Origin of the sequence: Sulfitobacter sp. TBRI5 (assembly GCF_051013555.1) — a bacterium.
Taxonomy (GTDB): Bacteria; Pseudomonadota; Alphaproteobacteria; order Rhodobacterales; family Rhodobacteraceae; genus JL08.
Map to the genome: position 1 here is coordinate 1,320,174 of NZ_CP112884.1, position 24,121 is coordinate 1,344,294.

General features: G+C 56.3%; 25 protein-coding genes. 20 read left to right on the forward strand and 5 right to left on the reverse strand.

From position 1 onward, the window contains the following. Positions 1 to 9 precede the first annotated feature (9 nt). From OLX72_RS06785 to OLX72_RS06820, 8 genes are all read left to right on the forward strand, one after another. Positions 10 to 996 (forward strand): Hsp33 family molecular chaperone HslO, encoded by a 987-nt coding sequence (locus OLX72_RS06785; RefSeq protein WP_114871896.1) that lies wholly within the window; start codon positions 10 to 12, stop codon positions 994 to 996. Then, positions 989 to 1,585 (forward strand): CoA pyrophosphatase, encoded by a 597-nt coding sequence (locus tag OLX72_RS06790; protein ID WP_114871895.1) that lies wholly within the window; start codon positions 989 to 991, stop codon positions 1,583 to 1,585. The genes OLX72_RS06785 and OLX72_RS06790 overlap by 8 nt, the downstream gene beginning before the upstream one ends. Next, complete coding sequence (locus OLX72_RS06795) at positions 1,582 to 2,742, forward strand: CCA tRNA nucleotidyltransferase (RefSeq protein ID WP_433990104.1); 1,161 nt, start codon at positions 1,582 to 1,584, stop codon at positions 2,740 to 2,742. Before OLX72_RS06790 ends, OLX72_RS06795 begins: the two co-directional genes overlap by 4 nt. Positions 2,743 to 2,932: 190 nt before the next feature. Further along, on the forward strand, positions 2,933 to 4,771 hold the full coding sequence (locus OLX72_RS06800; RefSeq protein WP_433990105.1) for an ABC transporter ATP-binding protein: 1,839 nt from the start codon (positions 2,933 to 2,935) through the stop codon (positions 4,769 to 4,771). Then, positions 4,768 to 6,600, forward strand: coding sequence for an ABC transporter ATP-binding protein (locus OLX72_RS06805; RefSeq protein ID WP_205389006.1), 1,833 nt, complete (start codon positions 4,768 to 4,770; stop codon positions 6,598 to 6,600). Before OLX72_RS06800 ends, OLX72_RS06805 begins: the two co-directional genes overlap by 4 nt. Positions 6,601 to 6,639: 39 nt before the next feature. Beyond that, positions 6,640 to 7,866, forward strand: coding sequence for a class I SAM-dependent RNA methyltransferase (locus OLX72_RS06810; RefSeq protein WP_114871892.1), 1,227 nt, complete (start codon positions 6,640 to 6,642; stop codon positions 7,864 to 7,866). Positions 7,867 to 7,883: 17 nt separating this feature from the next. Then, positions 7,884 to 8,657 (forward strand): ion transporter, encoded by a 774-nt coding sequence (locus OLX72_RS06815; protein WP_433990106.1) that lies wholly within the window; start codon positions 7,884 to 7,886, stop codon positions 8,655 to 8,657. 86 nt (positions 8,658 to 8,743) lie between these two features. After that, the gene (locus OLX72_RS06820; protein WP_114871891.1) at positions 8,744 to 9,238 is read left to right on the forward strand and encodes a L,D-transpeptidase family protein; all 495 of its coding nucleotides are present in this window, start codon (positions 8,744 to 8,746) and stop codon (positions 9,236 to 9,238) included. Between the two features lie 7 nt (positions 9,239 to 9,245). Here the strand turns inward: OLX72_RS06820 and OLX72_RS06825 are convergent, their stop codons facing one another. Continuing rightward, the gene (locus OLX72_RS06825) at positions 9,246 to 9,752 is read right to left on the reverse strand and encodes a CAP domain-containing protein (RefSeq protein ID WP_114871890.1); all 507 of its coding nucleotides are present in this window, start codon (positions 9,750 to 9,752) and stop codon (positions 9,246 to 9,248) included. Between the two features lie 165 nt (positions 9,753 to 9,917). Here OLX72_RS06825 and OLX72_RS06830 point away from each other — a divergent pair, with 165 nt between their 5' ends. Continuing rightward, positions 9,918 to 10,520, forward strand: coding sequence for a L,D-transpeptidase (locus OLX72_RS06830; RefSeq protein WP_433990107.1), 603 nt, complete (start codon positions 9,918 to 9,920; stop codon positions 10,518 to 10,520). 137 nt (positions 10,521 to 10,657) lie between these two features. Further along, complete coding sequence (locus tag OLX72_RS06835; RefSeq protein ID WP_114871888.1) at positions 10,658 to 10,840, forward strand: hypothetical protein; 183 nt, start codon at positions 10,658 to 10,660, stop codon at positions 10,838 to 10,840. 94 nt (positions 10,841 to 10,934) lie between these two features. Here the strand turns inward: OLX72_RS06835 and hemH are convergent, their stop codons facing one another. Together hemH and OLX72_RS06845 are read right to left on the reverse strand one after the other, a co-directional pair. Further along, positions 10,935 to 11,996: a ferrochelatase gene (gene hemH, locus OLX72_RS06840; RefSeq protein ID WP_114871887.1), complete on the reverse strand. Its 1,062-nt coding sequence runs from the start codon at positions 11,994 to 11,996 to the stop codon at positions 10,935 to 10,937. A 54-nt stretch (positions 11,997 to 12,050) separates the two neighbouring features. Next, on the reverse strand, positions 12,051 to 12,869 hold the full coding sequence (locus tag OLX72_RS06845; protein WP_114871886.1) for a methyltransferase domain-containing protein: 819 nt from the start codon (positions 12,867 to 12,869) through the stop codon (positions 12,051 to 12,053). 14 nt (positions 12,870 to 12,883) lie between these two features. Between OLX72_RS06845 and OLX72_RS06850 the strand changes: the two genes are divergently transcribed. The 4 genes from OLX72_RS06850 to OLX72_RS06865 are packed head-to-tail and all read left to right on the forward strand — an operon-like array spanning position 12,884 to position 15,174. Next, positions 12,884 to 13,615, forward strand: a complete 732-nt coding sequence (locus OLX72_RS06850; protein ID WP_114871885.1) for a ComF family protein — start codon at positions 12,884 to 12,886, stop codon at positions 13,613 to 13,615. A gap of 34 nt (positions 13,616 to 13,649) precedes the next feature. Beyond that, positions 13,650 to 13,910, forward strand: coding sequence for a glutaredoxin 3 (gene grxC / locus OLX72_RS06855; protein ID WP_114872488.1), 261 nt, complete (start codon positions 13,650 to 13,652; stop codon positions 13,908 to 13,910). Beyond that, on the forward strand, positions 13,907 to 14,740 hold the full coding sequence (locus OLX72_RS06860) for a carbon-nitrogen hydrolase family protein (protein ID WP_114871884.1): 834 nt from the start codon (positions 13,907 to 13,909) through the stop codon (positions 14,738 to 14,740). The genes grxC and OLX72_RS06860 overlap by 4 nt, the downstream gene beginning before the upstream one ends. Then, positions 14,737 to 15,174: a MarR family winged helix-turn-helix transcriptional regulator gene (locus OLX72_RS06865; RefSeq protein WP_114871883.1), complete on the forward strand. Its 438-nt coding sequence runs from the start codon at positions 14,737 to 14,739 to the stop codon at positions 15,172 to 15,174. Before OLX72_RS06860 ends, OLX72_RS06865 begins: the two co-directional genes overlap by 4 nt. Before the next feature lie 7 nt (positions 15,175 to 15,181). On the opposite strand, the gene ubiG is transcribed toward OLX72_RS06865, so the two are convergent. After that, positions 15,182 to 15,928: a bifunctional 2-polyprenyl-6-hydroxyphenol methylase/3-demethylubiquinol 3-O-methyltransferase UbiG gene (gene ubiG / locus OLX72_RS06870; protein ID WP_114871882.1), complete on the reverse strand. Its 747-nt coding sequence runs from the start codon at positions 15,926 to 15,928 to the stop codon at positions 15,182 to 15,184. A gap of 49 nt (positions 15,929 to 15,977) precedes the next feature. Here ubiG and pip point away from each other — a divergent pair, with 49 nt between their 5' ends. The 6 genes from pip (at position 15,978) to infB (ending at position 23,360) form a co-directional block, all read left to right on the forward strand. Then, positions 15,978 to 16,949: a prolyl aminopeptidase gene (pip, locus tag OLX72_RS06875; protein WP_114871881.1), complete on the forward strand. Its 972-nt coding sequence runs from the start codon at positions 15,978 to 15,980 to the stop codon at positions 16,947 to 16,949. After that, positions 16,946 to 17,827, forward strand: coding sequence for an ABC transporter substrate-binding protein (locus OLX72_RS06880; protein ID WP_114871880.1), 882 nt, complete (start codon positions 16,946 to 16,948; stop codon positions 17,825 to 17,827). Before pip ends, OLX72_RS06880 begins: the two co-directional genes overlap by 4 nt. 142 nt (positions 17,828 to 17,969) lie before the next feature. Continuing rightward, complete coding sequence (gene rimP, locus OLX72_RS06885) at positions 17,970 to 18,572, forward strand: ribosome maturation factor RimP (RefSeq protein WP_114871879.1); 603 nt, start codon at positions 17,970 to 17,972, stop codon at positions 18,570 to 18,572. After that, positions 18,572 to 20,206 carry a transcription termination factor NusA gene (gene nusA / locus OLX72_RS06890; protein WP_114871878.1) on the forward strand — a complete coding sequence of 545 codons (1,635 nt, stop codon included), beginning with the start codon at positions 18,572 to 18,574 and terminating at the stop codon, positions 20,204 to 20,206. The genes rimP and nusA overlap by 1 nt, the downstream gene beginning before the upstream one ends. Positions 20,207 to 20,228: 22 nt before the next feature. Further along, positions 20,229 to 20,849 (forward strand): RNA-binding protein, encoded by a 621-nt coding sequence (locus tag OLX72_RS06895; RefSeq protein ID WP_433990108.1) that lies wholly within the window; start codon positions 20,229 to 20,231, stop codon positions 20,847 to 20,849. A 9-nt stretch (positions 20,850 to 20,858) separates the two neighbouring features. After that, complete coding sequence (gene infB, locus OLX72_RS06900; protein ID WP_114871876.1) at positions 20,859 to 23,360, forward strand: translation initiation factor IF-2; 2,502 nt, start codon at positions 20,859 to 20,861, stop codon at positions 23,358 to 23,360. A gap of 362 nt (positions 23,361 to 23,722) precedes the next feature. On the opposite strand, the gene mutT is transcribed toward infB, so the two are convergent. After that, positions 23,723 to 24,121: an 8-oxo-dGTP diphosphatase MutT gene (gene mutT, locus OLX72_RS06905; RefSeq protein ID WP_114871874.1), complete on the reverse strand. Its 399-nt coding sequence runs from the start codon at positions 24,119 to 24,121 to the stop codon at positions 23,723 to 23,725.

The window sequence follows — 24,121 nt, forward strand, 5'->3', positions numbered from 1 at the left end:
GGAAACCCCATGACACTCGGATCAAAACTCGTGTGGGACGACACTGTTCTGCCATTTCAACTTGATAATTCTGATATCCGCGGCCGCGTGGCCCGTCTGGATGGCGTCTTGGGCGGTATCCTGAAACAGCACGACTATCCCGAAAAGGTAGAGGCGCTGGTCGCGGAAATGGCGCTTTTGACTTCGCTGATCGGACAAACGATCAAATTGCGCTGGAAGTTGCAGTTGCAGGTGCAATCCAACGGACCAGTGCGCATGATTGCCACCGATTACTATGGTCCGACGGAAGAGGGCGCGCCTGCTCGCATCCGTGCATATGCCAGCTATGATGCAGACCGTCTGACCGATTCAGCCCCGTTTGATCAGGTCGGCGAAGGTTATTTCGCGATCATGATCGATCAGGGCAACGATATGACACCCTATCAGGGCATTACGCCTTTGACGGGGCAGTCTTTGACAGAGTGTGCGCAAAGCTATTTCGCGCAGTCCGAACAAATTCCGACACGGTTTTCGCTGAGTTTCGGGAAATCGACCGAAATAGACGTGCCAGAGCACTGGCGCGCCGGCGGGATCATGTTGCAGCACATGCCAAAAGCTTCGCCTTTTGTCGCGCGCGGTGAAGGCACTGGCGAGGTTTTGACAGCTGATGACATCATTGATGGTGAAGAGGGCGAGAACTGGAACCGGGTCAACCTGTTGCTGGATACAGTCGAAGACATTGAACTGATCGGGCCGGCATTGCCGCCGACCGATCTGTTGGTCCGGCTGTTTCACGAAGAAGCGCCGCGCGTGTTTGATACGCAGGCGGTTCGGTTCGGATGTACCTGTTCCGAGGATCGCGTGCGGCAAAGTCTGTCGATCTACTCGGCCAAGGATATCGAAAAGATGACAACAGAAGATGGCCGTGTGACCGCGGATTGCCAGTTTTGCAGTGCGCATTATGATCTGGACCCTGCAACGCTGGGGTTTGAGGCCGATCAGCCAGACGATGGATAATCTTGTTCAGCAGTTAACAGATGCACTGGCCCGAACGGGGGCCAGTTCTTCTGATTTTGACCTGAATAAGGATTTCGAATTGCCAAAGAGGCGTGTTCTAAGGCCGGCCGGCGTATTGGTCGCGTTGGTGCAAGGGGCGGATCGATGGAACGTTGTCCTGACCAAGCGATCATCGGCGCTGAAACATCACCCGGGCCAGATCGCATTTGCGGGCGGCAAACAGGATCAGGCAGACGCGGATGTCGTGGCTGCGGCCCTGCGCGAGGCGCGTGAAGAAATTGGTCTGACGTCTGATTCCGTCAGGATCATTGGTACATTGCCCGACCACGAAACAGTCACCGGTTTTCAGGTTACACCCGTTTTGGGCCTTGTCAGAGATTGTTTTACGCCTGTTGCAGAAGTGGGCGAAGTTGACGAAGTGTTCTTTGTGCCGCTGGAACATGTGATGGAACCGGGCAATTATCTGATACAATCGCGCCTGTGGCAGGGGCGCCGTCGCCACTATTATGTGGTTCCCTACGGGCCCTATTATATCTGGGGTGCTACGGCACGCATATTGCGTGGATTGGCAGAACGGATGGCAAAATGACAGTGCTCAGGGCGGAATGGATCGCGTGTGATCAAACACAGGCCGTTTGCCGCGCGCTGACAGATGCCGGGGCACAGGCGTTGTTTGTTGGCGGATGCGTTCGTGATGCCCTGTTGGGCGTCAACGTCAGCGACATTGACATCGCAACCGACGCAATTCCCGAAGATACAATTGAATTGGCTGTGGCGGCCGGATTAAAGGCGATCCCGACCGGAATAGACCACGGCACAATCACGGTCCTCTCCGGGGGGCGGCCCTACGAAATCACAACCTTTCGCAAGGATATTGAAACGGACGGGCGCAAGGCCACCGTCAGGTTTTCCAAAGACCTGAAAGATGATGCGCGCCGCCGCGATTTCACAATGAACGCCTTATACGCGACGCCGCAAGGCAAGGTGGTCGATCCTTTGGGCGGGATGGATGATCTGAGGGCGCGCCGCGTGCGATTTATCGAAGACCCTGCGCAGCGCATTGAAGAAGATTATTTGCGCATTCTGCGTTTTTTTCGGTTTTCGGCCTGGTACGCTGAACCGGAAAACGGGTTTGATCCGGACGCGCTGGCCGCGATTGCCGGGCATCTTGACGGGCTGGATCGGCTGTCGAAAGAACGAATTGGCAAGGAAATGCTGAAATTGCTTAGCGCGCCGGACCCCGCGCCAGCCATTGCCACCATGAACCAGATGGGCATTCTGGTCCGCATTCTGAGCGGCGCACAGGATCGGGCGCTGGCCCCGCTGATCCACATTGAAAACTGCGCAAGGCAGCAACCGGATGCGTTGCGGCGATTGGCGGCGCTAAGTGCGGCAACGCCCGCGGACGACCTGCGGTTAAGCAAATCTGATGCGCGCGCGATAATGCTGTTGCGCGAAAGCGCAGCGTCAACTGCCAGCGCAACAGAGCTTGGTTACCGGCTGGGAGAGCAGCAGGCCATAGATGCGATCTTGCTCAGAAACGCCTTGTTTGAGACTGAATTTGACGAATCCACCCTTCTGTCCGCAAAAGTTGGTTCGCAGCAGGTTTTTCCAGTCAAAGCCGCAGACCTCATGCCGGAATACACCGGGAAAGCACTGGGAAAAAAACTGGAGACCCTTCAATCGGCGTGGATCCGGTCCGGGTTTACATTGACGCGTGATGCGCTGCTGAGCGGTAGTTATTGAGGACCGCCAAGGGGTGACAGCCCCGAAGAACTGCGATACCTTCCGGAAAATTCACACATGGCGACGTGGAGGACTACGGTATGTATTGCGGGATCTGGTACGGCTTTAGCTGAATTCACCGCTCCGTCGGGACGGCCGCGCCTTCTTGCAGTCGTCTTTATGCTACCCTGTTCCCTGTCGGATTGCCGCCATGTTCAAATTTTTCGAAAATCTTGTCGATCCTTATGTAGAATACACTGAAACGGACCACCCTCCGCAAACGCTGTGGCTGTTTCTGAAGGATTACGCGCAGCCATTCCGGCGCGTTTTCGCATTCACGGCCTTCATGTCAATCGTTGTCGCCGCGATCGAAGTCGGCCTGATCTATTACATGGGCCGGGTTGTTGATTTGATGTCGGGCGATCCGGCCAAAGTGTGGGACAATTATGGCACCGAATTGATCCTGGTTGCCGTGTTCATCGTTTTCCTGCGGCCAGTTCTTCAAGCGCTTGATGTGGTGCTGCTGAACAATACGATTCTGCCCAATTTCGGAACGCTGATCCGGTGGCGCGCGCATAAACATGTTTTGCGTCAATCTGTTGGCTGGTTCGAAAACGATTTCGCAGGTCGCATTGCAAACCGGATCATGCAAACCCCGCCTGCCGCCGGCGAAGTGGTTTTTCAGGTGTTTGACGCGATATCGTTTTCGCTGGCCTATCTGATCGGCGCGGCGGTTTTGTTGATGTTTGCGGATGTGCGGTTGCTGCTGCCATTGCTGCTGTGGTTTGCGCTTTATGCTGCTTTGGTCCGCTGGACCGTGTCGCGCGTCGGGCCCGCATCCAAGGCGGCGTCGGATGCACGTTCGGCGATCACCGGGCGGGTGGTGGACAGCTATTCCAACATCCATTCGGTCAAGATGTTCGCTCATCACAGCCGTGAACTTAATTTTGCGCAGGACGCAATCGAAGAAAGCCGCAGAACGTTTCAGGCGGAAATGCGGATCTTCACCAAGATGGATATCGCACTTGTGACGCTGAACGGGCTGTTGATCGTTGGCGTTGTGGGCATGGGCGTTCTGTTGTGGGTTCAGGAACAGGCAAGTGTGGGCGTGGTGGCCGCCGCAATCACGCTGACCTTGCGGCTGAATTCGATGACGGCGTGGATCATGTGGGCGCTGACATCGTTTTTCCGAGAGCTTGGCGTTGTTGCGGAAGGCATGGAAACCATTGCGCAACCCATTGCCCTGAAAGACACGATCGGGGCAAAGCCGCTTGTTCTGACAAACGGAAGGATCGAACTGCAATCGCTAAGTCATCACTATGGTCGCGAAGCAGGCGGACTGGACCGGATAGATCTGACCATCGAACCCGGTGAAAAAATTGGCCTGATCGGGCGATCAGGGGCAGGAAAATCGACACTGGTAAAGCTCTTATTGCGGTTTTACGACCCTGACAGCGGTCGCATTCTGATTGATGGCCAGGACATCACAAAGGTGACGCAAGACAGTTTGCGTTTGAACATCGGAATGGTGCAGCAAGACAGTTCGCTGCTGCACCGGTCAGTGCGCGACAACATCCTTTACGGGCGCCCCGAGGCGACCGAACAGGAAATGCTGTCTGCGGCCCGTCAAGCCGAAGCGCATGATTTCATTCTGGATCTGACCGATCCGGAAGGGCGCAGCGGATATGATGCGCATGTCGGCGAAAGAGGGGTCAAGCTTTCTGGTGGGCAACGGCAACGGATCACACTTGCGCGCGTCATTCTGAAAGATGCGCCCATCCTGCTGCTGGACGAAGCAACCAGCGCGCTGGACAGCGAGGTGGAAGCCGCGATTCAGGGCACGTTGTATGGAATGATGGAAGGCAAGACGGTGATCGCAATCGCGCACCGGCTGTCCACAATTGCCCATATGGATCGTATTCTGGTGCTGGATCAGGGCCGCGTTGTCGAAGAAGGATCACATGACGCGCTTTTGGAAAAAGGCGGCCTATATTCATCATTCTGGGCACGCCAATCCGGCGGGTTTCTGAATGTCGAGGCAGCCGAGTGAAAATCGAGACGATGATAGATGCGTTTGAAGAGGCGGATGGTGCGCCCCCCGAAACGCTGGGCGCGTTCTTTCGATGGTGCCTTTCGGGAGCATGGCCTGCCCTGTGGCTTGCAGCGTTTTTGTCCGCCGCCGCCGGCGCGCTTGAGGCCGGAACCGCCCTGATTCTGGGTTTGGTTATAGACAGCGCGGTTTCAAGCACACCCGACACTTTCTTTGACGGTTCCAACACATGGATGATCATTGGGGCGATTGCGTTTTTCATTCTTGCCCGTCCCTTATTGTTCGGGCTTAGCGCGTCGGCCAACGCAATTATCGTTCAGCCCAATGTGAATCCGCTTGTTTTGTCCCGGTTGCATCGCTGGACACTGGGCCAGAGTGTCGGGTTTTTTGATGACGATTTTGCGGGGCGCATTGCCCAGAAACAGATGCAGGCGGCGCGTGCGGTAACCGAAGTTGCAGCGGAAATGATCAATGTGGTTGCCTTTGCACTGGCATCGCTGCTGGGATCTGTCGTGCTATTGTTTGCGATCGACTGGCGTGTCGCGGCAGCATTCGTGATCTGGCTGGGCCTTTATTTTGCAATGATCAACTGGTTCTTGCCCCGGGTTCGCACCTTGTCGGCCAGTCGCGCGGGCGCACGTGCGATGGTATCCGGCCAGGTGGTTGATACGATTACGAATATCAAGACCGTAAAACTGTTCGCACATGCCGACCACGAAGACCGTGCGGCGCTGGGCGCGATGCAATATTTTCGCGAAAAGGCGTTGCGGTTCGGGTACCTATCAGCAGGTTTCCGGTTTTGCCTGATGACCTTGGCAGGTGTTCTGCCCGTGCTGATGATTGGCGGGGTTTTGATGTTGTGGCGGTCGGGTCTGGCAACAGAAGGCGACATTGTCGCCGCCGGGGCGGTTTCGATCCGGATTGCCCAGATGACAGGCTGGGTCAGCTTTACGCTTATGGCGATTTATTCCAATGTGGGCGAAATCGAAGATGGTATGCGCACCCTGACACCGCGCAACCGGATTGATGATTCCGATGAAACACCCGACCTGATCGTAACCAAGGGAGAGGTTGCGTTTGATCACGTCGGATTTGCCTATGGCCGTCGGACGGGCGGCATCGATGACATAAACCTGGCCGTACGGCCCGGCGAAAAGCTGGGCATCGTAGGTGCGTCCGGTGCCGGAAAATCGACGCTGGTTTCGGTCTTGATGCGGCTCTATGACGTGGAAAATGGCCGTATCCGCATTGATGGACAGGACATTTCGAAGGTGACGCAAGAAAGTCTGCGCCGACAGATTGGAATGGTCACGCAAGAAACGGCAATGTTCAACAGATCGGCGCGCGAAAACATATCTTATGGTCGTCCGGATGCATCACAAGACGAGCTGATCGCTGCCGCCAAGCAAGCCGAGGCGCACGAATTCATTCTGGAGCTTCAGGATCACAAAGGGCGCACCGGGTACGATGCCCATCTGGGCGAACGTGGCGTGAAACTGTCCGGTGGGCAACGCCAGCGGATCGCCCTGGCGCGCGCCATTTTAAAGGACGCACCAATTCTGGTTCTGGACGAAGCGACCAGCGCGCTGGACAGCGAGGTTGAGGCATCCATCCAATCGGCGCTTAGTCGTGTGATGCAGGGCAAGACGGTTCTGGCCATCGCCCACAGGCTGTCGACCCTTTCGGAAATGGACCGGATCATCGTTCTGGACAACGGCAAGATCGTCGAATCCGGATCGCACAAGGCCTTGTTGGCGCGTGATGGTCTGTACGCGCAGTTCTGGAGCAGGCAATCGGGTGGCTTCATCGAAACGCGGGCGGCGGAATAGGTGCTTTTGCAACAAGCGTTCTACGGGTATCAGACCTAAATGAACCAGTTCACAATCAAGCGTTTGGGCCATCAGGGCGATGGCGTGGCCGATGGCCCGTTTTACGTACCTCTTACGCTGCCAGGCGAGGTGGTGACGGGGGTGGCCGAAGGGGCGCGCGTGACAGATGTGCGCATTCTGACGCCATCCGCTGATCGCGTAACGCCCCCGTGCCGTCATTTCAAAACCTGTGGCGGGTGCCAGTTACAGCATGCTTCTGACGAGTTTGTTGCAAACTGGAAGACTGACCTTGTCAGGGAATTGCTGCTTTCGCACGGAATAGACACTGATTTTCTTCCCATCCACACATCGCCCGCCCAAAGCCGCAGGCGTGCCACACTGGCGGTGCGGCGTACCAAGAAAGGTTCGCTGACAGGGTTTCATGCACGCGGATCAGACGTGATCGTCGAGTTGCCCGACTGCAAACTTTTGCACCCTGACCTTATTGCCATCCTACCGGATTTGGGTGGATTGGCAGGCGCCGGGGGCAGCCGCAAAGGGCATCTTTCGGTTACGCTGACGCAATCGTCAGCTGGCCTTGATGTGGCCGTTGCCGGCGGCAAGGATCTGGATGGGGCGCTGCGCATTGCGCTTGCCGCCTGGACCGAGGGGCGCGGCGTTGCGCGGCTGAGCTGGGATGACGAGGTGGTCGCAATGCAGGCCCCCCCGGTGCAGCCATTCGGCCACGCACAGGTTGTTCCGCCGCCCGGTGCGTTCTTGCAGGCCACCGCTGACGGAGAGGCAGCATTGCTTGCTGCTGTTCGTGCGGCTGTTGGCGATGCAGGTAAAATAACGGATCTTTTTGCCGGATGCGGAACGTTTTCGCTCCCGCTTGCCGATCAGGCAGAAGTTCATTGCGTGGAAGGCGAAGCGGCAATGATGGCCGCGCTGGATCAGGGTTGGCGCCGCGCGACAGGATTGAAAAAAGTCACACATGAAACCCGCGATCTGTTCCGGCGGCCGCTTTATCCTGATGAATTCAGGCATGTTGAGGCCGTTGTTCTTGATCCGCCGCGCGCCGGAGCGGAAGCGCAGGTGGAGCAGTTGGCAAAAAGCGATGTTCAAAAAATCGCCTATGTATCGTGCAACCCGGGTACGTTCGCGCGCGATGCCGCCTGTTTGACGAAATCAGGGTTTCAGCTTGTCTGGGTGCAAGTTGTCGATCAGTTCCGCTGGTCACCCCATACAGAGCTTGCCGCAGCGTTCACGCGAACCCATATGGTTTGAAATCTTTAAAAGGGAACATGATGGATTTTCGCAGCAGGCTCGCGGACTGGCTGGCTAGCCCGATGGTCACAAACGGCGTGATCGCCGTGATTATTTTCAATGCGATCCTGTTGGGAATGGAAACTTCGGCACCTATCATGGCGCGTTTCGGCCCGTTGATTCTAGCGCTTGATCAGACGTGCCTTGCCATATTCGTGATTGAAATCAGTTTGAAGCTTGTGGCGCATGGAGGCCGGTTTTTCAAAAGCGGCTGGAACCTTTTTGATTTCGTAATTGTCGGCGCGGCTCTTGTGCCGGGGGCGCAATCCATGTCGGTTTTGCGGGCGCTGCGCATTCTGCGGGTCTTGCGGGTCATTTCCGTTGCGCCACGTTTGCGCCGTGTTGTCGAAGGTTTTGTTCTGGCTCTGCCGGGCATGGGCAGCGTTTTCCTGCTTATGGCGATCATCTTCTACATCGGTGCGGTTATTTCGACCAAATTGTTTGCGGCGTCTTTCCCGCAATGGTTCGGGTCTTTGGGGCAATCGGGATACACGCTGTTCCAGATCATGACCCTTGAAAGCTGGTCGATGGGCATCGTGCGCCCCGTGATGGAGGTTTATCCCTTTGCCTGGGTGTTTTTTGTGCCGTTTATAATGGTTACCACGTTTGCCGTTGTGAACCTTCTCGTCGGTCTGATCGTGAACTCAATGCAAGATGCACACGCCCAAGAAGACGGCGTGCGTACTGATGCCTACCGTGACGAGGTTCTGGCCAGACTTGCCGAAATCGAAAGGCGGCTCGATCGGAAATAACGGCTGCGTTACGTCTGTTCGAATGTGCTTTGCGCAAACAGCATCTCGGGGTAGGAACGGGATGAGGCAAACATAAAGAGCAAGAAATGCGCAGTTTACAGTTCCTATTGGTCATTCTGGCTGCACTGGGCCTGACCGGGTGTGCCAGCAAATTCAAGACATATGACGGGCCGGAAGTCACCTCGGTTGTCGTGAACAAGGAAGCGCGGAAAATGTACCTGCTGCACCATGAAGAGGTGTTGAAGGACTACCAGATTTCGCTTGGCTTTGCGCCGACGGGCCACAAATCGATCGAAGGCGACGGCAGAACGCCCGAAGGCACCTATGTGATCGACCGGCGCAACCCAAACAGCAAGTTCCATCTGTCGATCGGAATTTCCTATCCCAATCAGGATGATATCGCCGCGGCCAAAGCCTTGGGCAAATCACCGGGTGGTGACATTTTCATTCACGGGCGTCCAAAGAAATGGCGCAACGGCGTGGATGATTGGACATGGGGCTGCATTGCGGTAACGGATCGCGAAATAGAAGATATTTACGCAATGGTTCGAAACGGAACGCCGATTACAATCCGACCATAAGGCCGGATCAGCTTCCCATCACCATTGTCCACCAGATCTTTCCGTTTGATTCCTGAAACCACGAGAATCCCATGTTCCGCGCCTCGGGGTTCAGGATGACGGCGCGGGTATCGGGTTGTTCCATCCAGGCGGCCAGTGTCTGAACTTCGGTTTCATAGGTTTCCGAAATGTTTTCGCCGGTCAAACGCCCGGGATATCCGACCCTTTGAACGCGATCGATGGGCGAGGATCCGTCAGATCCAAAATGCCACGGACGGTTCTGCACCGACATATCGCGCGAATGGGTGGCCGCCGCGGCGTTCAGCTTGGAATCAAGTGCAACAGGTGGTGCACCTGCCGCCTGCCGCAGGGCGTTTACAGAATCAAGCACCCGAAACTGGATTTTTGACGTATCCAGATTACCGATTCGGTACAGTTTCGGCAAAGGCTGACCATCGGCACCCAGCTGCGGCTCGGATGGGGCGCACGCAGCCAAAGCGACCAGACCGGCAAAGAGCAGTGCAATTATCCGCATGAGACTTCCCATATACTATGTTTACACCCGAATACCGCGAGATGACGCATCTTACAAACCTACTTCGCGTGTCTGATATCAAATAACTTTGGTTTGATTTGCGACTGCGTCTTTCTCGCCATATTATGAAACCAACTGCTCAGAGTCCGAATCCGGAGAATTACAATGACGAAAACGCCGTTTGACATGCCAACGCGCCGCGCCTTTCTGGCCGGAACTGCTGCCCTTGCTGCAACGCCTGCGATCGCACAATCAACCAGTTCCGATGGTACGTACGAAGTTGAACGCGATCTGTCCGAGGTCGTACGCCGCAATATTTCAAGTTTCAGAACGCTGGATTGGCAGCCCTATTTCAGCAACACCAGAAATGGGGCCATTCTGGTCGATATTTCATCACGAGCGCTGCATTACTGGTCCGAAGATCAATCGATCTATAAATTGTACCCGTCCAGCGTTCCGTTAAGCGAAGAGTTGACCCGGCGCGGCAGGACTTCGGTTGTACAGAAGGTCGAAGGACCCAGTTGGCGGCCGACACCGTCGATGCTGCGGCGCAATCCTGAATGGCCCGAATATATCGGCCCAGGGCCGGACAACCCATTGGGAACACACGCGCTTTATCTGAGCTGGACATATTACCGTATTCACGGAACGCACGATACGCGCAAAATCGGCAGGCAATCGTCCAATGGATGCATTGGCTTGTACAATGAAAACATTGCCGAACTGTTCGCGATGGCGAAAGTGGGCACGCAAGTGTTGCTAATTTGACGACATTTTGGGTTTTAAGAGCGCGGGAACAGTAAGTTAAGTTTGCAATCCGCCATGTTTGCTGGTTAGACAAGAGTACGAGGTAAGTCTTGGGTGCGTGCCGGTATTTTTCCGCCACGCGAATTCTGGAGGTTAATATGAAGAAACTTGTACTCGCCGCTGCTCTGACAGCTGCTGCTTCGACTGCATTTGCCGGCACAATCGCCGAGCCTGTTATCGAAGCTCCTGTGGTCGTTGAAGAAACAACCGGTTCGTCCGGTGGCATTTGGTTGCCACTGTTGCTGCTGGTTATCGTTGGTGCCGCTGTTGCAGCCGACTGATACGTACTGACAGTTTTACAAGGGAAAAGGCGATGGGGTTCCATCGCCTTTTTCTTTTGTGCGGCATTGTTTCGGTCGCAGGTGGTGTGCCGGACTAGTCCAGCCAGCCACGTGTGTTTTCAAGGATGATCTGTTCCAGCGCTGCAATATGCGCATCATCATCGTTCAGGCAGGGAATGTAGGTAAAGTCTTTACCGCCCGCCTCTTCAAAGCTTTCCTTGATCTCTTCGTTTATCTCTTCCAGCGTCTCGATGCAGTCGGCCGAAAAGGCCGGGGCGCAAACCGCGATGTTTGTTTTTCCGGCTTCCGCCAAACGGGCCACTTCCTCAACCGAGTAGGGTTGAAGCCATTCTTCCGGTCCGAAACGGGATTGAAAGGTTGTGGTAATCTCGCTGTCATCCCAGCCCAGACGCTCTTTCAGCAGGCGCGTCGTTTTCTGACACTGGCAGTGATAGGGATCACCTTCGGTCAGATAACGCTTTGGGACACCGTGATAGGAACAGACAAGAAGGTCCGGTTTTTTGTCTGCCTCATCGTAGGCCCGTTCAATGGACTGGGCCAGCGCCTCGATATACATCGGATGCTGGAAATAGGGTTCAACTGTGCGCGTGACCGGTTGCCACTTTTCTTCCATCAAAGCGCGGAAAAACGCATCATTTGCGGTGGCCGATGTGGCGCCCGCATAATGCGGATAAAGCGGGAAAAACAATATCTTGCGGCAACCGGCATCGACCATTGCGCGTACTTTTGATTTTGTCGACGGGTTACCGTAGCGCATGCAGAAATCGACCATGACATCATCCCCGAACCGCGCCTTCATCGCCGAAGATATTTTGGCGGTTTGCTGTTTGGTGATGGTCATCAAGGGGCTTTCGCCAGCTTCGTGGTTCCAGATCGATTTATAGGCGGCGCCACTTGAAAAGGGCCGCTTTGTCAGAATCACAAGTTGCAGCAACGGCTGCCAAAGCCACGGGCTGTAATCAATAACACGCTGGTCTGACAGAAATTCACCCAGATACCGCCGCATGGACCAGTAATCGTAATTGTCCGGCGTTCCCAGATTGGCGATCAGGATCCCAACCTTTTCCTGCGGCAGTTTCGGGTGATCTGACGGCGCATGTGCGGGGCAGACTGCTTTAGGGGTTGCGTCCAACATTTGATATTCCTGTTCTGGCGTAATCCGCCTGAGATAATTGGTTTTCCCGGATGGTCAATCAGGTAGTTTTATTTCCGGAACCGCAAGGGCATCTGCCAGACGCTGGCGGGCAGAGCCGGGTCGCAGGGGTTTTTGCTGCGATTCATCGGGCGCCCAACCCGTCAGCGTGACAAATTCAAAGGTTGCAAGGATCCGGCCCTGCGGATTTCCGTAATGTCTGGCGTAGAGCGTGCTGGCGTGATCAAACAGCTTTGAACGGGTCGGTGCGCGGGTGCGACCGGCCAGGGCATTGCCTTCACCCATACCCCGCAGTTCCTGCATAAGGTGGATCATTGAAGGATAATCGCCCTTTATCAGGGTCGAATCTGCGACCGGTAATGCGAAATCTGCTCTTTGCAGCAGGGCGCCAAGGTCACGGATTTCACCCATCGGTGCGATCCGGGGTGACAAACCCCCGGTCAGCGCGACTTCGGCTTCGGACAGACAGACGCGCAATTCATTCAGGGTTTGCCCACCAAACAAAGTTGCGATCATCAACCCGTCGGGTTTCAACGCGCGCCGGCACTGGATCAGTTGCCCGACCGGATCGTTGGACCAATGCAGACACAGCCCGTGAACCACCAGATCATGCGCGCCAACCTGCAACGCCAGTGTTTCCGTGTCTGGAATGAAATGCGCATCTGGCCATGCGTCTTTCCAGATTTCGGGAAACGGCGTGACAATCGCCACCGACGTAAAGCGTTTGTTAACCAGACTTAGCCGATCCTGAACATCCTCGGCCGCAGCGTGATGCAGGTACAAAAGATCAGGGTTCGCACGCGCCCTGTTGCGCCTTAGTGCGTCTGTATCACTCAGGGGGGAATGTTTGGTCATGGGCGGATATTAGGATGGCGGATGGCAAGTTTCAAACGGCACTGAAGCTTTTGTATCCGCCGCGCTGCATAGGGTGCGGCGCCATGGTCGAGAGTGATTTCGGGCTGTGCGGGTCGTGCTGGCGCGATACGTCCTTTATCGGGGGCACCATCTGTGACACGTGCGGCGTGCCGTTTGCGGGAGAGCAGGGCCAGGACGCCCTGCATTGCGATGATTGCCTTGTGATTGCCCGGCCATGGCGCAAAGGGCGTGCGGCATTGGCGTATAATGACACAGGGCGCAAAATGGTTCTGGCGCTGAAGCACGGTGATCGCGCCGATATCGCGCGCCCTGCAGCTTTGTGGCTGATTGCGGCAGGGCGGGACATTTTTGATCACGACACCCTGTTGGTGCCGGTGCCGTTACATTGGCGGCGTTTGCTGAAACGGCGTTACAATCAGTCTGCATTGCTAACGCGTGCACTGGCGCGGGAAACCGGCATGGAAGTCTGCCCCGATTTGTTGGTGCGGACGGTGGCCACCAAATCTTTGGAAGGATTGGGCAGAGAGCAGAGATTCGAGATGTTGCAGAATGCGATCCGTATCCATCCGAAGCGTAAAAACCTGATCAAGAACCGCAAGATCGTGCTGGTTGACGATGTGATGACATCGGGCGCAACCTTTGCCGCCGCGACCGAGGCGTGCCAGCGTGCCGGTGCGGGTGACGTTTGTGTGTTGGCACTGGCACGCGTTGCAAAGGATGCCTAAATGCCTGACAACGGATTAGTTGAAAGGCCAGATCATGCAACCAGTCGAAATTTATACATCGCCGACCTGCGGCTTTTGTCATGCCGCCAAACGCCTGCTGTCCCAAAAGGGCGTAAACTTTAGTGAAGTGAACATAAGCGCCCATCCCGAGCGGCGCGCAGAAATGGTGCAGCGCGCCCAGGGTGGCCGCACCGTCCCGCAGATTTTTGTCGGCGATATTCATGTCGGTGGATGTGATGATCTTTATGCGCTGGAACGGGCGGGCAAGCTGGACGCGTTGTTGGCGGTGTCATGAAAGCGGGCCTTATCCAGTTGAACTCAAGCGACGATCCGGCAGAAAACCTGATTGAAACGCAAGCCTTTGTGGCAGAGGCCGCCGCGCAGGGCGCCCGGTTTGTACTGACACCCGAAGTCACGAATTGCGTTTCCGCCAGTCGTTCGCACCAACAGACGGTTTTGTGTTCGCAGCAGAACGATCCGACGCTGGCGGCGCTGCAATCACAGGCTGGTGCGTTGGGTATATGGCTGTTGATCGGATCACTTGGGCTGAAAACAGATGATCCGGACGGGCGGTTTGCGAACCGGTCCTTCCTGATCGATCCCGACGGCCGCATTCAGGCGCAATATGACAAAATCCATATGTTCGACGTTCAGGTGACACCAGAAGAAACCTATCGCGAATCAGATGGGTATCGCCCGGGCGAAAGGGCCGTTCTGGCACAGACGCCGTTTGCGACGATCGGTATGACGATCTGTTACGATATCCGGTTTCCCCATCTTTATCAGAAACTGGCGTTGGCGGGTGCCAACATCCTGACGGTGCCGGCTGCGTTTTCGCATGTGACCGGCAAGGCGCACTGGGAATCACTTTTGCGGTCCCGCGCGATCGAAAACGGGTGTTTTGTGATGGCACCGGCGCAAACCGGCACGCATAAAGCCACTGTTGGAAAGTCGCGAACAACACACGGCCATTCGATGGTAATCGCGCCGTGGGGCGAGGTTTTGCTGGATGCCGGGACAGAACCGGGCGTGCACATGGTTGATTTTGATATGTCAGAGGTGGCAAAAGCACGTAAGCGCGTTATGTCGCTTACCCATATCCGACCCTTTGACGGACCAGAATGACCGAAGAAAACAATGCCCTTGCGGTGACTCTTGTCAGTGAAATCCTGACCGTTGACCAGTTGTTGCGAAACCGGCTAAGCCGCGTGTTGCCCAAGGGCATGGAAATTTCGCATTTCTCGGTTCTGAATGCGCTGGCATGGATCAGCGACGAACGCAGCCCTGCGCAACTGGCAGACCAATTCCACGTTACCCGCGGCGCAATGACAAATACGCTGAACAAACTGGAATGGGCCGGATACATCCATATCCGCCCCGATTGGGATGATGCGCGCCGCAAAATGGTTGCGATCAGCCCGGCAGGGCGCCGGGCGCGCGATCAGGCCCTGTCGGCGATCACGCCGCTTATTCAGGAAATGGTTGGATCCCTTGGCAGCGACAAGGTCAAGGCGACCGTTCCCATCCTGCGGGAAATGCGCTCGAAACTTGAGGGTTAGAGCCTGTTCAGGCCGGTTTTATACTGGCGGTCACGTAGTTCACGCTTAAGTCGCGATCAGACAATGACCAACTCCAGCTGATTGGATTGAAAACAAATCCCTTGCGATCCACGGGCGTGACACCGGATTTTTCGAGCAAAGCAAAAAGCTCATCTGGGGTGATGAATTTTGACCATTCATGCGTACCCTTCGGCAACCAGCGCATGACGTGTTCCGCGCCGATTATGGCCATCATGAATGATTTCGGATTGCGGTTCAGGGTGGAGCAGATGTGCAATCCACCCGGTTTCAAAAGGGTCTGGCACGCGGTCAGGTATGCCAGCGGTCCTTCCACATGTTCGACAACCTCCATATTCAGAACGACATCGAATTGCTCGCCCGCGGCGGCCATCGCTTCGGCTGTTGTGTGACGATAATCAATGTCCAGACCGGATTGTTCGGCGTGAACACGGGCCACAGGAATATTGCGCTCGGCCGCATCTGCACCCACAACCGTGGCCCCAAGGCGCGCCATCGGTTCCGATAACAACCCGCCGCCACAACCGATATCCAGAATACGCAATCCTTTGAACGGCCTGATCGTTTTCAGATCGCGATCAAACTCGCCCGCAATCTGGGATGTAATATAGTCCAGCCGGCAGGGATTAAGCATATGCAACGGCTTGAATTTCCCTTTCGGGTCCCACCACTCTGCCGCCATTGCTTCGAATTTGGCGATCTCGGCCGGATCAACTGTGCTCTGAGGCGCTTGCATTCTGGTCTCCATATGCTCTTGTGGGTCACGAGCGTTATATAGGTCAGTAATGGACAAATTCTTGGATCAAAAGCGCGCAGTGCAATATCTGTATCCGCCGATCGACCCGTTCGATCAGCGGATGATGGATATGGGCGACGGCCATCTGATTTATGTCGAACAGTGCGGCAACCCGAACGGCATTCCGGTTGTTGTTCTGCACGGCGGTCCGGGCGGGGGCTGCAGCCCGGCCATGCGGCGGTATTTCGATCCCAAAATCTATCGTGTTGTTCTTTTCGATCAGCGCGGATGTGGACGGTCGCGCCCGCACGCATCGGTCAAGGATAACACCACATGGCATCTGGTGGCCGATATCGAACGGATCCGCGAGGATCTGGGTATCACGTCATGGATCGTATTTGGTGGCAGCTGGGGCGCGACCCTTGCCCTGATTTATGCCCAGACCCACCCCGTAAGGGTTGCACAGCTTGTACTGCGCGGTGTTTTCCTGATGACACAGCGCGAACTGGACTGGTTCTATGGCGGTGGCGCGGGCGCATTCTGGCCGGAAACCTGGTCGCGTTTCGCATCTCTTATCCCCAAAGCCGAGCAGGACGACATGATTACAGCCTACCACCGAAGGCTGTTTTCCGGCGATCTTGGTACGGAAACGCAATTCGCGCGCGCATGGTCCGCCTGGGAAAACGCATTGGCCTCGATCCATTCGTCGGGATCGGCAGGCGAAAGCCCCGGAGATTACGCCCGTGCGTTTGCCCGATTGGAGAATCACTATTTCATAAACGCAGGTTTTCTGGAGTTTGATGGCCAAATTCTCGCGCACATGGACAGAATCGCCCATATTCCGGGCTATATCGTGCAAGGCAGATACGATATGATCTGCCCGCCGCATTCGGCGTGGGCACTTGCCGAACGCTGGCCCGCTGCTGATTTGAAAATGGTGCGCAATGCCGGGCACGCGCTGTCAGAGCCGGGTATCAGCGCCGAACTGGTGCGTGTTATGGACGGGATTGCCGAAGAATGAGTACCGTTGATCGCCGTGCGCTTTTCACTTCGGGCGCAGCCGCCGCATTGCTGGCCGCAACCGGGGTGTCGGCGGCCGGAACCGGGCCGCAACCGGGTGGACGTTTGCGTGCCGCCCTTTCGGGTGCAAGCCGGGGCGACATGTGGGGCGAACCGAATCCGGGCCTGTTCATGCGGGCTGCGGCACAGGGCGCTGTATTTGATACGCTGACCGAAATTGCGGCCAAAGGCACATTGCGCGGTGAACTGGCCACGCGCTGGACAGGCAGTGCCGACGCGCGCGAATGGATATTTGATCTGCGCGAAGATGCGGTGTTTCACAATGGCATTCCGTTCGGGGCCGTTGATGTTGTCGCCTCTGTTCAGCGCCATCGCCGGAATGGGTTGTTGCAGGACGTGACGGAAATTCAGGTGGCAGGGCCCGCCTGTGTCAGAATCGTGCTTGCCCGCAGCAACGCGGATTTCCCGTTTCTCTTGTCTGACCCAAGCTTGGTTATTTACCCCGCGCACGAAACCGAAGCGGCGGTGAAAGCCGGCGTTGGAACCGGGCTTTACCGGGTGAAAAAGTTTCTGCCGGGTCGCCAGTTTCTGGGCGTGCGGGTCGAAGAACATTACAAGGATGGCAAATCCGGCTGGTTCGAGACTGTTGAATTCACGTCGGTTCCGGATGCACGGGTTCGCGCGCAGGCGCTGGAAGGCGGGTATGTCGATGTGGCGGACCAGATTGACCCGTCCGGATTGACCGGAACAGGCGACGCCGTGAAGATCGTTCACCAATTCGCGGTCCGGGTTGAGGCATCGCTGGCCATGTCCGACGCGTCCGGCACAAGATGGCCGCTGGACAATTACCGCATGGCCGAGCGTTGGTGGCTGACCTAAAAGCGCCAATGGTTTTGTTGCCCCTTGCAGAACCGCGCTGACATCCGTATATCCCTATCAACAGCGGCGCGCTGGGGTCCAAACCCGGTGCCCACCGAAACGATGTAACGGGCCGCGCGCCCGTTTTTTTGTGCTTGGAAAAATGACAAACGATTTGATTGCCAAAGCTGCGATGGACCGCCGGATGGCCGAGATCATCACCCCCGTGATCGAAGACATGGGGTATGAACTGGTGCGCGTCCGGCTGATGTCGGGCAAGGAAAGCACATTGCAGATCATGGCAGACCGGCCGCAAGGCGGGATCGAAGTCGATGATTGCGCCAAGATCAGTCAGGAGGTCAGCGCGGTTCTGGATGTCGAGGATCCGATACTGGATGCCTATACTTTGGAAGTCTCTAGCCCGGGTATCGACCGGCCCCTGACCCGCCTCAAGGATTTCGAGATGTTCGAAGGCTACGAGGCCAAGATCGAAACCGCCGATCTGATTGACGGCCGCCGCCGCTTCAAAGGGACGCTGGCAGGTGTCGAGGGCGAAGAGGTTTTGATCAACATTGAAGAAGGCACGATCGGCCTGCAATTTGACTGGCTGGTAGATGCCAAGCTGGTGCTGACGGATGACCTGATCAAGGAAATGCTGCGCCAGCGCAAAGCGTCGGGCGCTTTGAACGAAGATGATTTTGATGAAGTGGTCAATGAAACGTCCGATACGGACGACACGACCGAACAATCTGTGGAGAACAACTGATGGCCATTACATCCGCAAACCAGCTTGAGCTGTTGCAAACCGCCGAGGCCGTGGCCCGCGAAAAGATGATCGATCCCGGTCTGGTCGTCGAAGCGATGGAAGAATCCCTGGCCCGCGCCGCCAAGTCCCGCTATGGCGCGGAAATGGACATTCGTGTTCATATCGACCGCAAGACCGGCAAAGCCACATTCACCCGCGTGCGCACCGTTGTTGAAGACGAAGAGCTGGAAAACTATCAGGCCGAATTCACTGTCGAGCAGGCCAAGCAGTATATGGACGATCCCAAAGTGGGCGATACTTTCGTCGAGGAAGTTCCCCCCGTTGAAATGGGACGGATCGCGGCGCAATCGGCAAAGCAGGTTATCCTGCAGAAAGTGCGCGAAGCCGAACGTGATCGCCAGTACGAGGAATTCAAGGATCGCGCGGGCACCATCATCAATGGTCTGGTCAAGCGCGAAGAATATGGCAACGTCATCGTGGATGTTGGTGCGGGCGAAGCGATTCTGCGCCGTAATGAAAAAATCGGGCGCGAATCGTATCGCCCGAACGACCGTATCCGCGTCTATATCAAGGATGTGCGCCGCGAGCAGCGCGGGCCGCAGATTTTCCTGAGCCGCACTGCCCCCGAATTCATGGCGGAACTGTTCAAGATGGAAGTGCCGGAAATCTATGACGGCATCATCGAGATCAAGGCGGTTGCCCGTGATCCGGGTTCGCGCGCCAAGATCGCGGTGATCTCGTATGACAACTCGATTGACCCGGTTGGTGCCTGCGTCGGTATGCGCGGCAGCCGCGTTCAGGCCGTTGTAAACGAATTGCAGGGCGAAAAGATCGATATCATTCCGTGGAACGAAGACCAGCCGACTTTCCTTGTGAATGCCTTGCAGCCCGCCGAAGTGTCCAAGGTTGTTCTGGATGAAGAAGCCGGAAAGATCGAAGTGGTCGTACCCGAAGAACAGCTGAGCCTTGCCATTGGCCGCCGAGGCCAGAACGTGCGTCTTGCCAGCCAGCTGACGGGTCTGGATATCGACATCATGACCGAGGAACAGGAAAGCGCGCGCCGTCAGGCCGAGTTTGAACTGCGGACCAAACTGTTCATGGACAATCTGGATCTGGACGAATTCTTTGCCCAGTTGCTGGTGTCGGAAGGTTTCACCAATCTGGAAGAAGTGGCCTATGTCGAAGTTGACGAACTGCTGGTGATTGACGGTGTCGACGAAGACACAGCCAATGAGCTGCAGGCGCGTGCCCGCGACGTTCTTGAGGCGCAAAACAAGGCCGCACTGGAAAATGCCCGTGCGCTGGGCGTCGAAGACAGCCTGGTTGAATTTGAGGGTCTGACACCCCAGATGATTGAGGCGTTGGCGAATGATGGCGTTAAAACGCTGGAAGATTTCGCCACCTGTGCGGATTGGGAACTGGCCGGCGGCTGGACCACGGTAGATGGTGAGCGCGTAAAAGACGATGGCTTGCTGGAAGCATTCGATATGTCCCTTGAAGAGGCGCAGCATCTGGTCATGACCGCACGGGTCATGCTTGGGTGGGTTGACCCGGCAGAACTTGAAAAGGCAGGCGAGGAAGACGGCGAATCTGATCCGGACGCAAACGTGTTTGCCGAGGAGAGCGAGGCCTGATTTCAGGCCTCGTGGCACGCACATGGGACGCGGTGGCGCCTCGAAAGACCGATCTGAAGGTCCTGAACGCAAGTGCATTGCCACGGGCGAGGTGCAGCCGAAGTTCGGCCTGATCCGCTTTGTGGTGGGGCCTGACGATCAGATCGTGCCGGACATTGCCGGCAAACTGCCCGGTCGCGGTATCTGGGTTGCGGCAGATCGGTTGGCTTTGCAAAAAGCAGTTGATAAAAAGCTGTTCGCCAAGGCGGCAAGGCAGGCGGTGCAGGTGCCTGAAGGGTTTGCAGACCTTGTTGAAGCGCTTTTGGTACGACGCGTTGTCGATTTGTTAAGCTTGTCACGCAAATCAGGCCACGCGGTGGCCGGATATGAAAAGGTCAAGGACTGGCTGATCAAGGAAGAAGCGCAGGTTCTGATCCAGGCAATAGACGGATCGGGGCGCGGAAAATCGAAACTGAGCACGCCGCACTTTGGGACATATATCGGCTGGCTGGCAGCCGGTGAATTGGGTTTGGCATTCGGACGCCAAACTGTGATACATGCAGCGCTCGCCTCTGGTGGACTCACGTCGCGTGTAGTAGAGGAAGCGCAAAGGCTTAAGGGCCTGCGAAGAAATGACGGCGGCGATGCCCGCCTGAAAGGATAAGACAGCTTTATGAGCGATAGTGATGGCAAAAAGACGTTGGGGCTGCGCCCCGGTGGATCCCGCCCCGGGAATGTAAAGCAGAGCTTTAGCCATGGGCGGACCAAGAACGTCGTTGTGGAAACAAAACGTAAGCGGGTTGTCGTGCCTAAACCGGGCGCGGCAAAACCTGCCACGCCGGCCACCGGTCCGGTCACGGGTGATCCGTCGCGTCGTCCTGCCGGCATCACCGATGCGGAAATGGAACGGCGTCTGAAGGCGGTTCAGGCTGCCAAAGCACGCGAGACAGAAGACGCGCTTCAGCGCGAGGCTGAAGAAAAGGCGCGCGAAGAAGAGCGTGACCGCCGCCGCGCCGAGGCGGAAGCCAAGGAAAAAGAAGAACGCGAACGCGAAGAACGTGCTGCTGCCAAAGCCAAGCAGGAACAGCTTGATGCGGAAGCCGCGGCCAAGCGCGCCGCCGCAGCCGCGGCCGCCGAGATCGCGCCAAGTGCAGAAGCGCCGACACCACGCGGCCCGAGCAAGAGTGCAGGAGGCGCACCCGCGCCATCACGCAAGACGGACCGTGAGCAGGATCAGCGCCCGACACGGAACAAACAAGGCTTTGATGACGGACGCCGTTCTGGAAAACTGACCCTGAACCAGGCCCTTGCCGGTGGTGAAGGCGGGCGTCAACGTTCCATGGCGGCGATGAAGCGCAAACAGGAACGCGCGCGTCAAAAGGCGATGGGCGGCAGTGTCGAGCGCGAAAAGATCGTGCGCGAAGTACAATTGCCCGAAGCGATCGTCGTGTCCGAACTGGCGAACCGTATGGCGGAACGCGTTGGTGCGGTAATCAAATCCCTGATGAACAACGGGATGATGGTGACGCAAAACGAAACCATCGACGCAGATACAGCCGAACTGATCATCGAGGAATTCGGCCACAAGGTTGTCCGGGTGTCCGATGCTGACGTGGAAGATGTGATTGCCCAGGTTCAGGATAAGGAAGAAGACCTGTTGCCGCGGCCTCCGGTTATCACTGTCATGGGTCACGTTGACCACGGCAAGACATCGTTGCTGGATGCCATCCGCAAGGCCAAAGTTGTTTCTGGCGAAGCGGGCGGGATCACGCAGCATATCGGTGCCTATCGTGTAAAAACGGCTGACGGGTCTGAAATGACCTTTCTGGATACACCCGGCCACGCCGCGTTTACATCCATGCGGTCGCGCGGGGCACAGGTGACGGACATTGTTGTTCTGGTTGTTGCGGCAGATGATGCCGTGATGCCGCAGACTGTCGAAGCAATTGCGCACGCGAAAGCGGCGGGTGTTCCGATGATCGTTGCGATCAACAAGATCGACCGCCCCGAAGCAAATCCTGACAAGGTGCGTACAGACCTGTTGCAGCACGAAGTGGTCGTGGAAAAGATGTCTGGTGACGTTCAGGATGTCGAGGTTTCGGCCATCAAGGGAACCGGTCTTGACGAATTGCTCGAGGCGATTTCGTTGCAGGCTGAAGTTCTGGAACTCAAGGCCAATCCGGACCGCGCCGCCGAGGGTGCGGTGATCGAAGCGCAACTGGATGTGGGTCGCGGCCCTGTGGCAACGGTTCTGGTTCAGACAGGTACGCTGAAAAAGGGCGATATCTTTGTTGTAGGCGAACAGTGGGGCAAAGTGCGCGCACTGGTCGATGACAAGGGCGAACGCGTGAACGAAGCCGGACCATCGGTTCCGGTGGAAGTGTTGGGCCTGAACGGAACACCCGAAGCGGGCGACGTTCTGAACGTTGTTGCCACCGAAGCTCAGGCCCGTGAAATCGCGGAATATCGTGCAAGCGCTGCCAAAGACAAACGCGCAGCAGCCGGCGCGGCGACGACGCTGGAACAGTTGATGGCAAATGCCAAGGCGGATGAATCCGTCAATGAAATGCCAATTCTGGTCAAGGCGGACGTTCAGGGTTCAGCCGAAGCAATCGTGCAGGCGATGGAAAAAATCGGCAACGAAGAGGTGCGTGTTCGTGTGCTCCATTCCGGAGTGGGCGCGATTACCGAAACCGATGTCGGGCTGGCCGAGGCATCCAATGCCCCGATTATGGGCTTTAACGTGCGTGCAAACGCATCAGCCCGTAATACCGCGAACCAGAAAGGTGTCGAAATCCGGTACTATTCGGTGATCTATGATCTGGTCGACGATGTAAAAGCAGCCGCTTCCGGCCTGCTGAGCAACGAGATCAAGGAAAAATTCATCGGGTATGCCGAAATCAAGGACGTGTTCAAAGTGTCCAATGTCGGCAAGGTTGCCGGGTGTCTTGTGACCGAAGGCGTTGCACGCCGGTCTGCGGGTGTTCGTCTGCTGCGCGACAACGTTGTCATCCACGAGGGCACATTGAAAACGCTGAAGCGCTTTAAAGACGAAGTCGCGGAAGTGCAGTCCGGCCAGGAATGCGGCATGGCGTTTGAAAATTACGAAGATGTTCGTCCCGGTGACGTGATCGAGATTTTCGAGCGCGAAGAAGTGAACCGCACACTGGATTGATAAAATAAAAGGGACAGCATTGGCTGTCCCTTACGTCTTCTGGTCTTTGGTTTCATTCCTTCCGGTCAGGCAACCGGCATTCCGGAATATATCGTCTGCCCGTCCCTTACCGCAATTCTGCCATCTGGAAACGTCCGGACGTATATGCCCTGGATCGACACGCATGTGCCGATGATGATTGTCCTTAGCAAATCAAATCTCCCCAAAAAATTTGATAGGCTTTTTGTAGCGGACCCTTTGGAAATAATCATCTGTCAATTCTTAACCAGGGCAGCAACATTGCGCAGTAACCGGCCCAAAAGCAGCATTTGGGCGAGTTTTCGCCTATGGGTTGATTGATCAGCCCCGAAGACCCAATGCAATTACAACCAATCCCGCAAAATCGAGATGAGCGGGATATCGGCGGGGGGCATCGGATAGTCGCGCAGCGCATTGGCGCGCACCCATTTCAGCGCCTGTCCTTCCCGCGAAGTCGGCACTCCATCCCATTTGCGGCAGGCAAAAAGTGGCATCAGAAGGTGGAAATCATCGTAAGCGTGGCTGGCAAAGGTCAACGGCGCAAGACACGAGGCCCATGTATCAATACCCAGTTCTTCCTGAAGTTCGCGGATCAGGGCGACCTCGGGTGTTTCTCCGGGTTCAATCTTGCCGCCCGGAAACTCCCACAATCCGGCCATTGATTTGCCGGGTGGGCGCTGGGTGATCAACACACGCCCGTCCACATCGATAAGCGCGACGGCAGAGACAAGAACCGTTTTCAA

What these genes read in the sequence shown, in the direction of transcription:
- OLX72_RS06790 (WP_114871895.1), top strand. Translation starts at nt 989, where the DNA reads ATGGATAATCTTGTTCAGCAGTTAACAGATGCACTGGCCCGAACGGGG.
- ubiG (WP_114871882.1), bottom strand. Translation starts at nt 15,928, where the DNA reads ATGCAAGCGCCTCAGAGCACAGTTGATCCGGCCGAGATCGCCAAATTC.
- OLX72_RS06865 (WP_114871883.1), top strand. Translation starts at nt 14,737, where the DNA reads ATGACCGAAGAAAACAATGCCCTTGCGGTGACTCTTGTCAGTGAAATC.
- OLX72_RS06815 (WP_433990106.1), top strand. Translation starts at nt 7,884, where the DNA reads ATGATGGATTTTCGCAGCAGGCTCGCGGACTGGCTGGCTAGCCCGATG.
- OLX72_RS06850 (WP_114871885.1), top strand. Translation starts at nt 12,884, where the DNA reads ATGGCGGATGGCAAGTTTCAAACGGCACTGAAGCTTTTGTATCCGCCG.
- OLX72_RS06830 (WP_433990107.1), top strand. Translation starts at nt 9,918, where the DNA reads ATGACGAAAACGCCGTTTGACATGCCAACGCGCCGCGCCTTTCTGGCC.
- grxC (WP_114872488.1), top strand. Translation starts at nt 13,650, where the DNA reads ATGCAACCAGTCGAAATTTATACATCGCCGACCTGCGGCTTTTGTCAT.
- OLX72_RS06825 (WP_114871890.1), bottom strand. Translation starts at nt 9,752, where the DNA reads ATGCGGATAATTGCACTGCTCTTTGCCGGTCTGGTCGCTTTGGCTGCG.
- OLX72_RS06860 (WP_114871884.1), top strand. Translation starts at nt 13,907, where the DNA reads ATGAAAGCGGGCCTTATCCAGTTGAACTCAAGCGACGATCCGGCAGAA.
- OLX72_RS06820 (WP_114871891.1), top strand. Translation starts at nt 8,744, where the DNA reads ATGCGCAGTTTACAGTTCCTATTGGTCATTCTGGCTGCACTGGGCCTG.
- OLX72_RS06845 (WP_114871886.1), bottom strand. Translation starts at nt 12,869, where the DNA reads ATGACCAAACATTCCCCCCTGAGTGATACAGACGCACTAAGGCGCAAC.
- OLX72_RS06880 (WP_114871880.1), top strand. Translation starts at nt 16,946, where the DNA reads ATGAGTACCGTTGATCGCCGTGCGCTTTTCACTTCGGGCGCAGCCGCC.
- OLX72_RS06895 (WP_433990108.1), top strand. Translation starts at nt 20,229, where the DNA reads ATGGGACGCGGTGGCGCCTCGAAAGACCGATCTGAAGGTCCTGAACGC.
- nusA (WP_114871878.1), top strand. Translation starts at nt 18,572, where the DNA reads ATGGCCATTACATCCGCAAACCAGCTTGAGCTGTTGCAAACCGCCGAG.
- OLX72_RS06810 (WP_114871892.1), top strand. Translation starts at nt 6,640, where the DNA reads ATGAACCAGTTCACAATCAAGCGTTTGGGCCATCAGGGCGATGGCGTG.
- pip (WP_114871881.1), top strand. Translation starts at nt 15,978, where the DNA reads ATGGACAAATTCTTGGATCAAAAGCGCGCAGTGCAATATCTGTATCCG.
- hemH (WP_114871887.1), bottom strand. Translation starts at nt 11,996, where the DNA reads ATGTTGGACGCAACCCCTAAAGCAGTCTGCCCCGCACATGCGCCGTCA.
- OLX72_RS06800 (WP_433990105.1), top strand. Translation starts at nt 2,933, where the DNA reads ATGTTCAAATTTTTCGAAAATCTTGTCGATCCTTATGTAGAATACACT.
- rimP (WP_114871879.1), top strand. Translation starts at nt 17,970, where the DNA reads ATGACAAACGATTTGATTGCCAAAGCTGCGATGGACCGCCGGATGGCC.
- OLX72_RS06795 (WP_433990104.1), top strand. Translation starts at nt 1,582, where the DNA reads ATGACAGTGCTCAGGGCGGAATGGATCGCGTGTGATCAAACACAGGCC.
- OLX72_RS06835 (WP_114871888.1), top strand. Translation starts at nt 10,658, where the DNA reads ATGAAGAAACTTGTACTCGCCGCTGCTCTGACAGCTGCTGCTTCGACT.
- infB (WP_114871876.1), top strand. Translation starts at nt 20,859, where the DNA reads ATGAGCGATAGTGATGGCAAAAAGACGTTGGGGCTGCGCCCCGGTGGA.
- OLX72_RS06785 (WP_114871896.1), top strand. Translation starts at nt 10, where the DNA reads ATGACACTCGGATCAAAACTCGTGTGGGACGACACTGTTCTGCCATTT.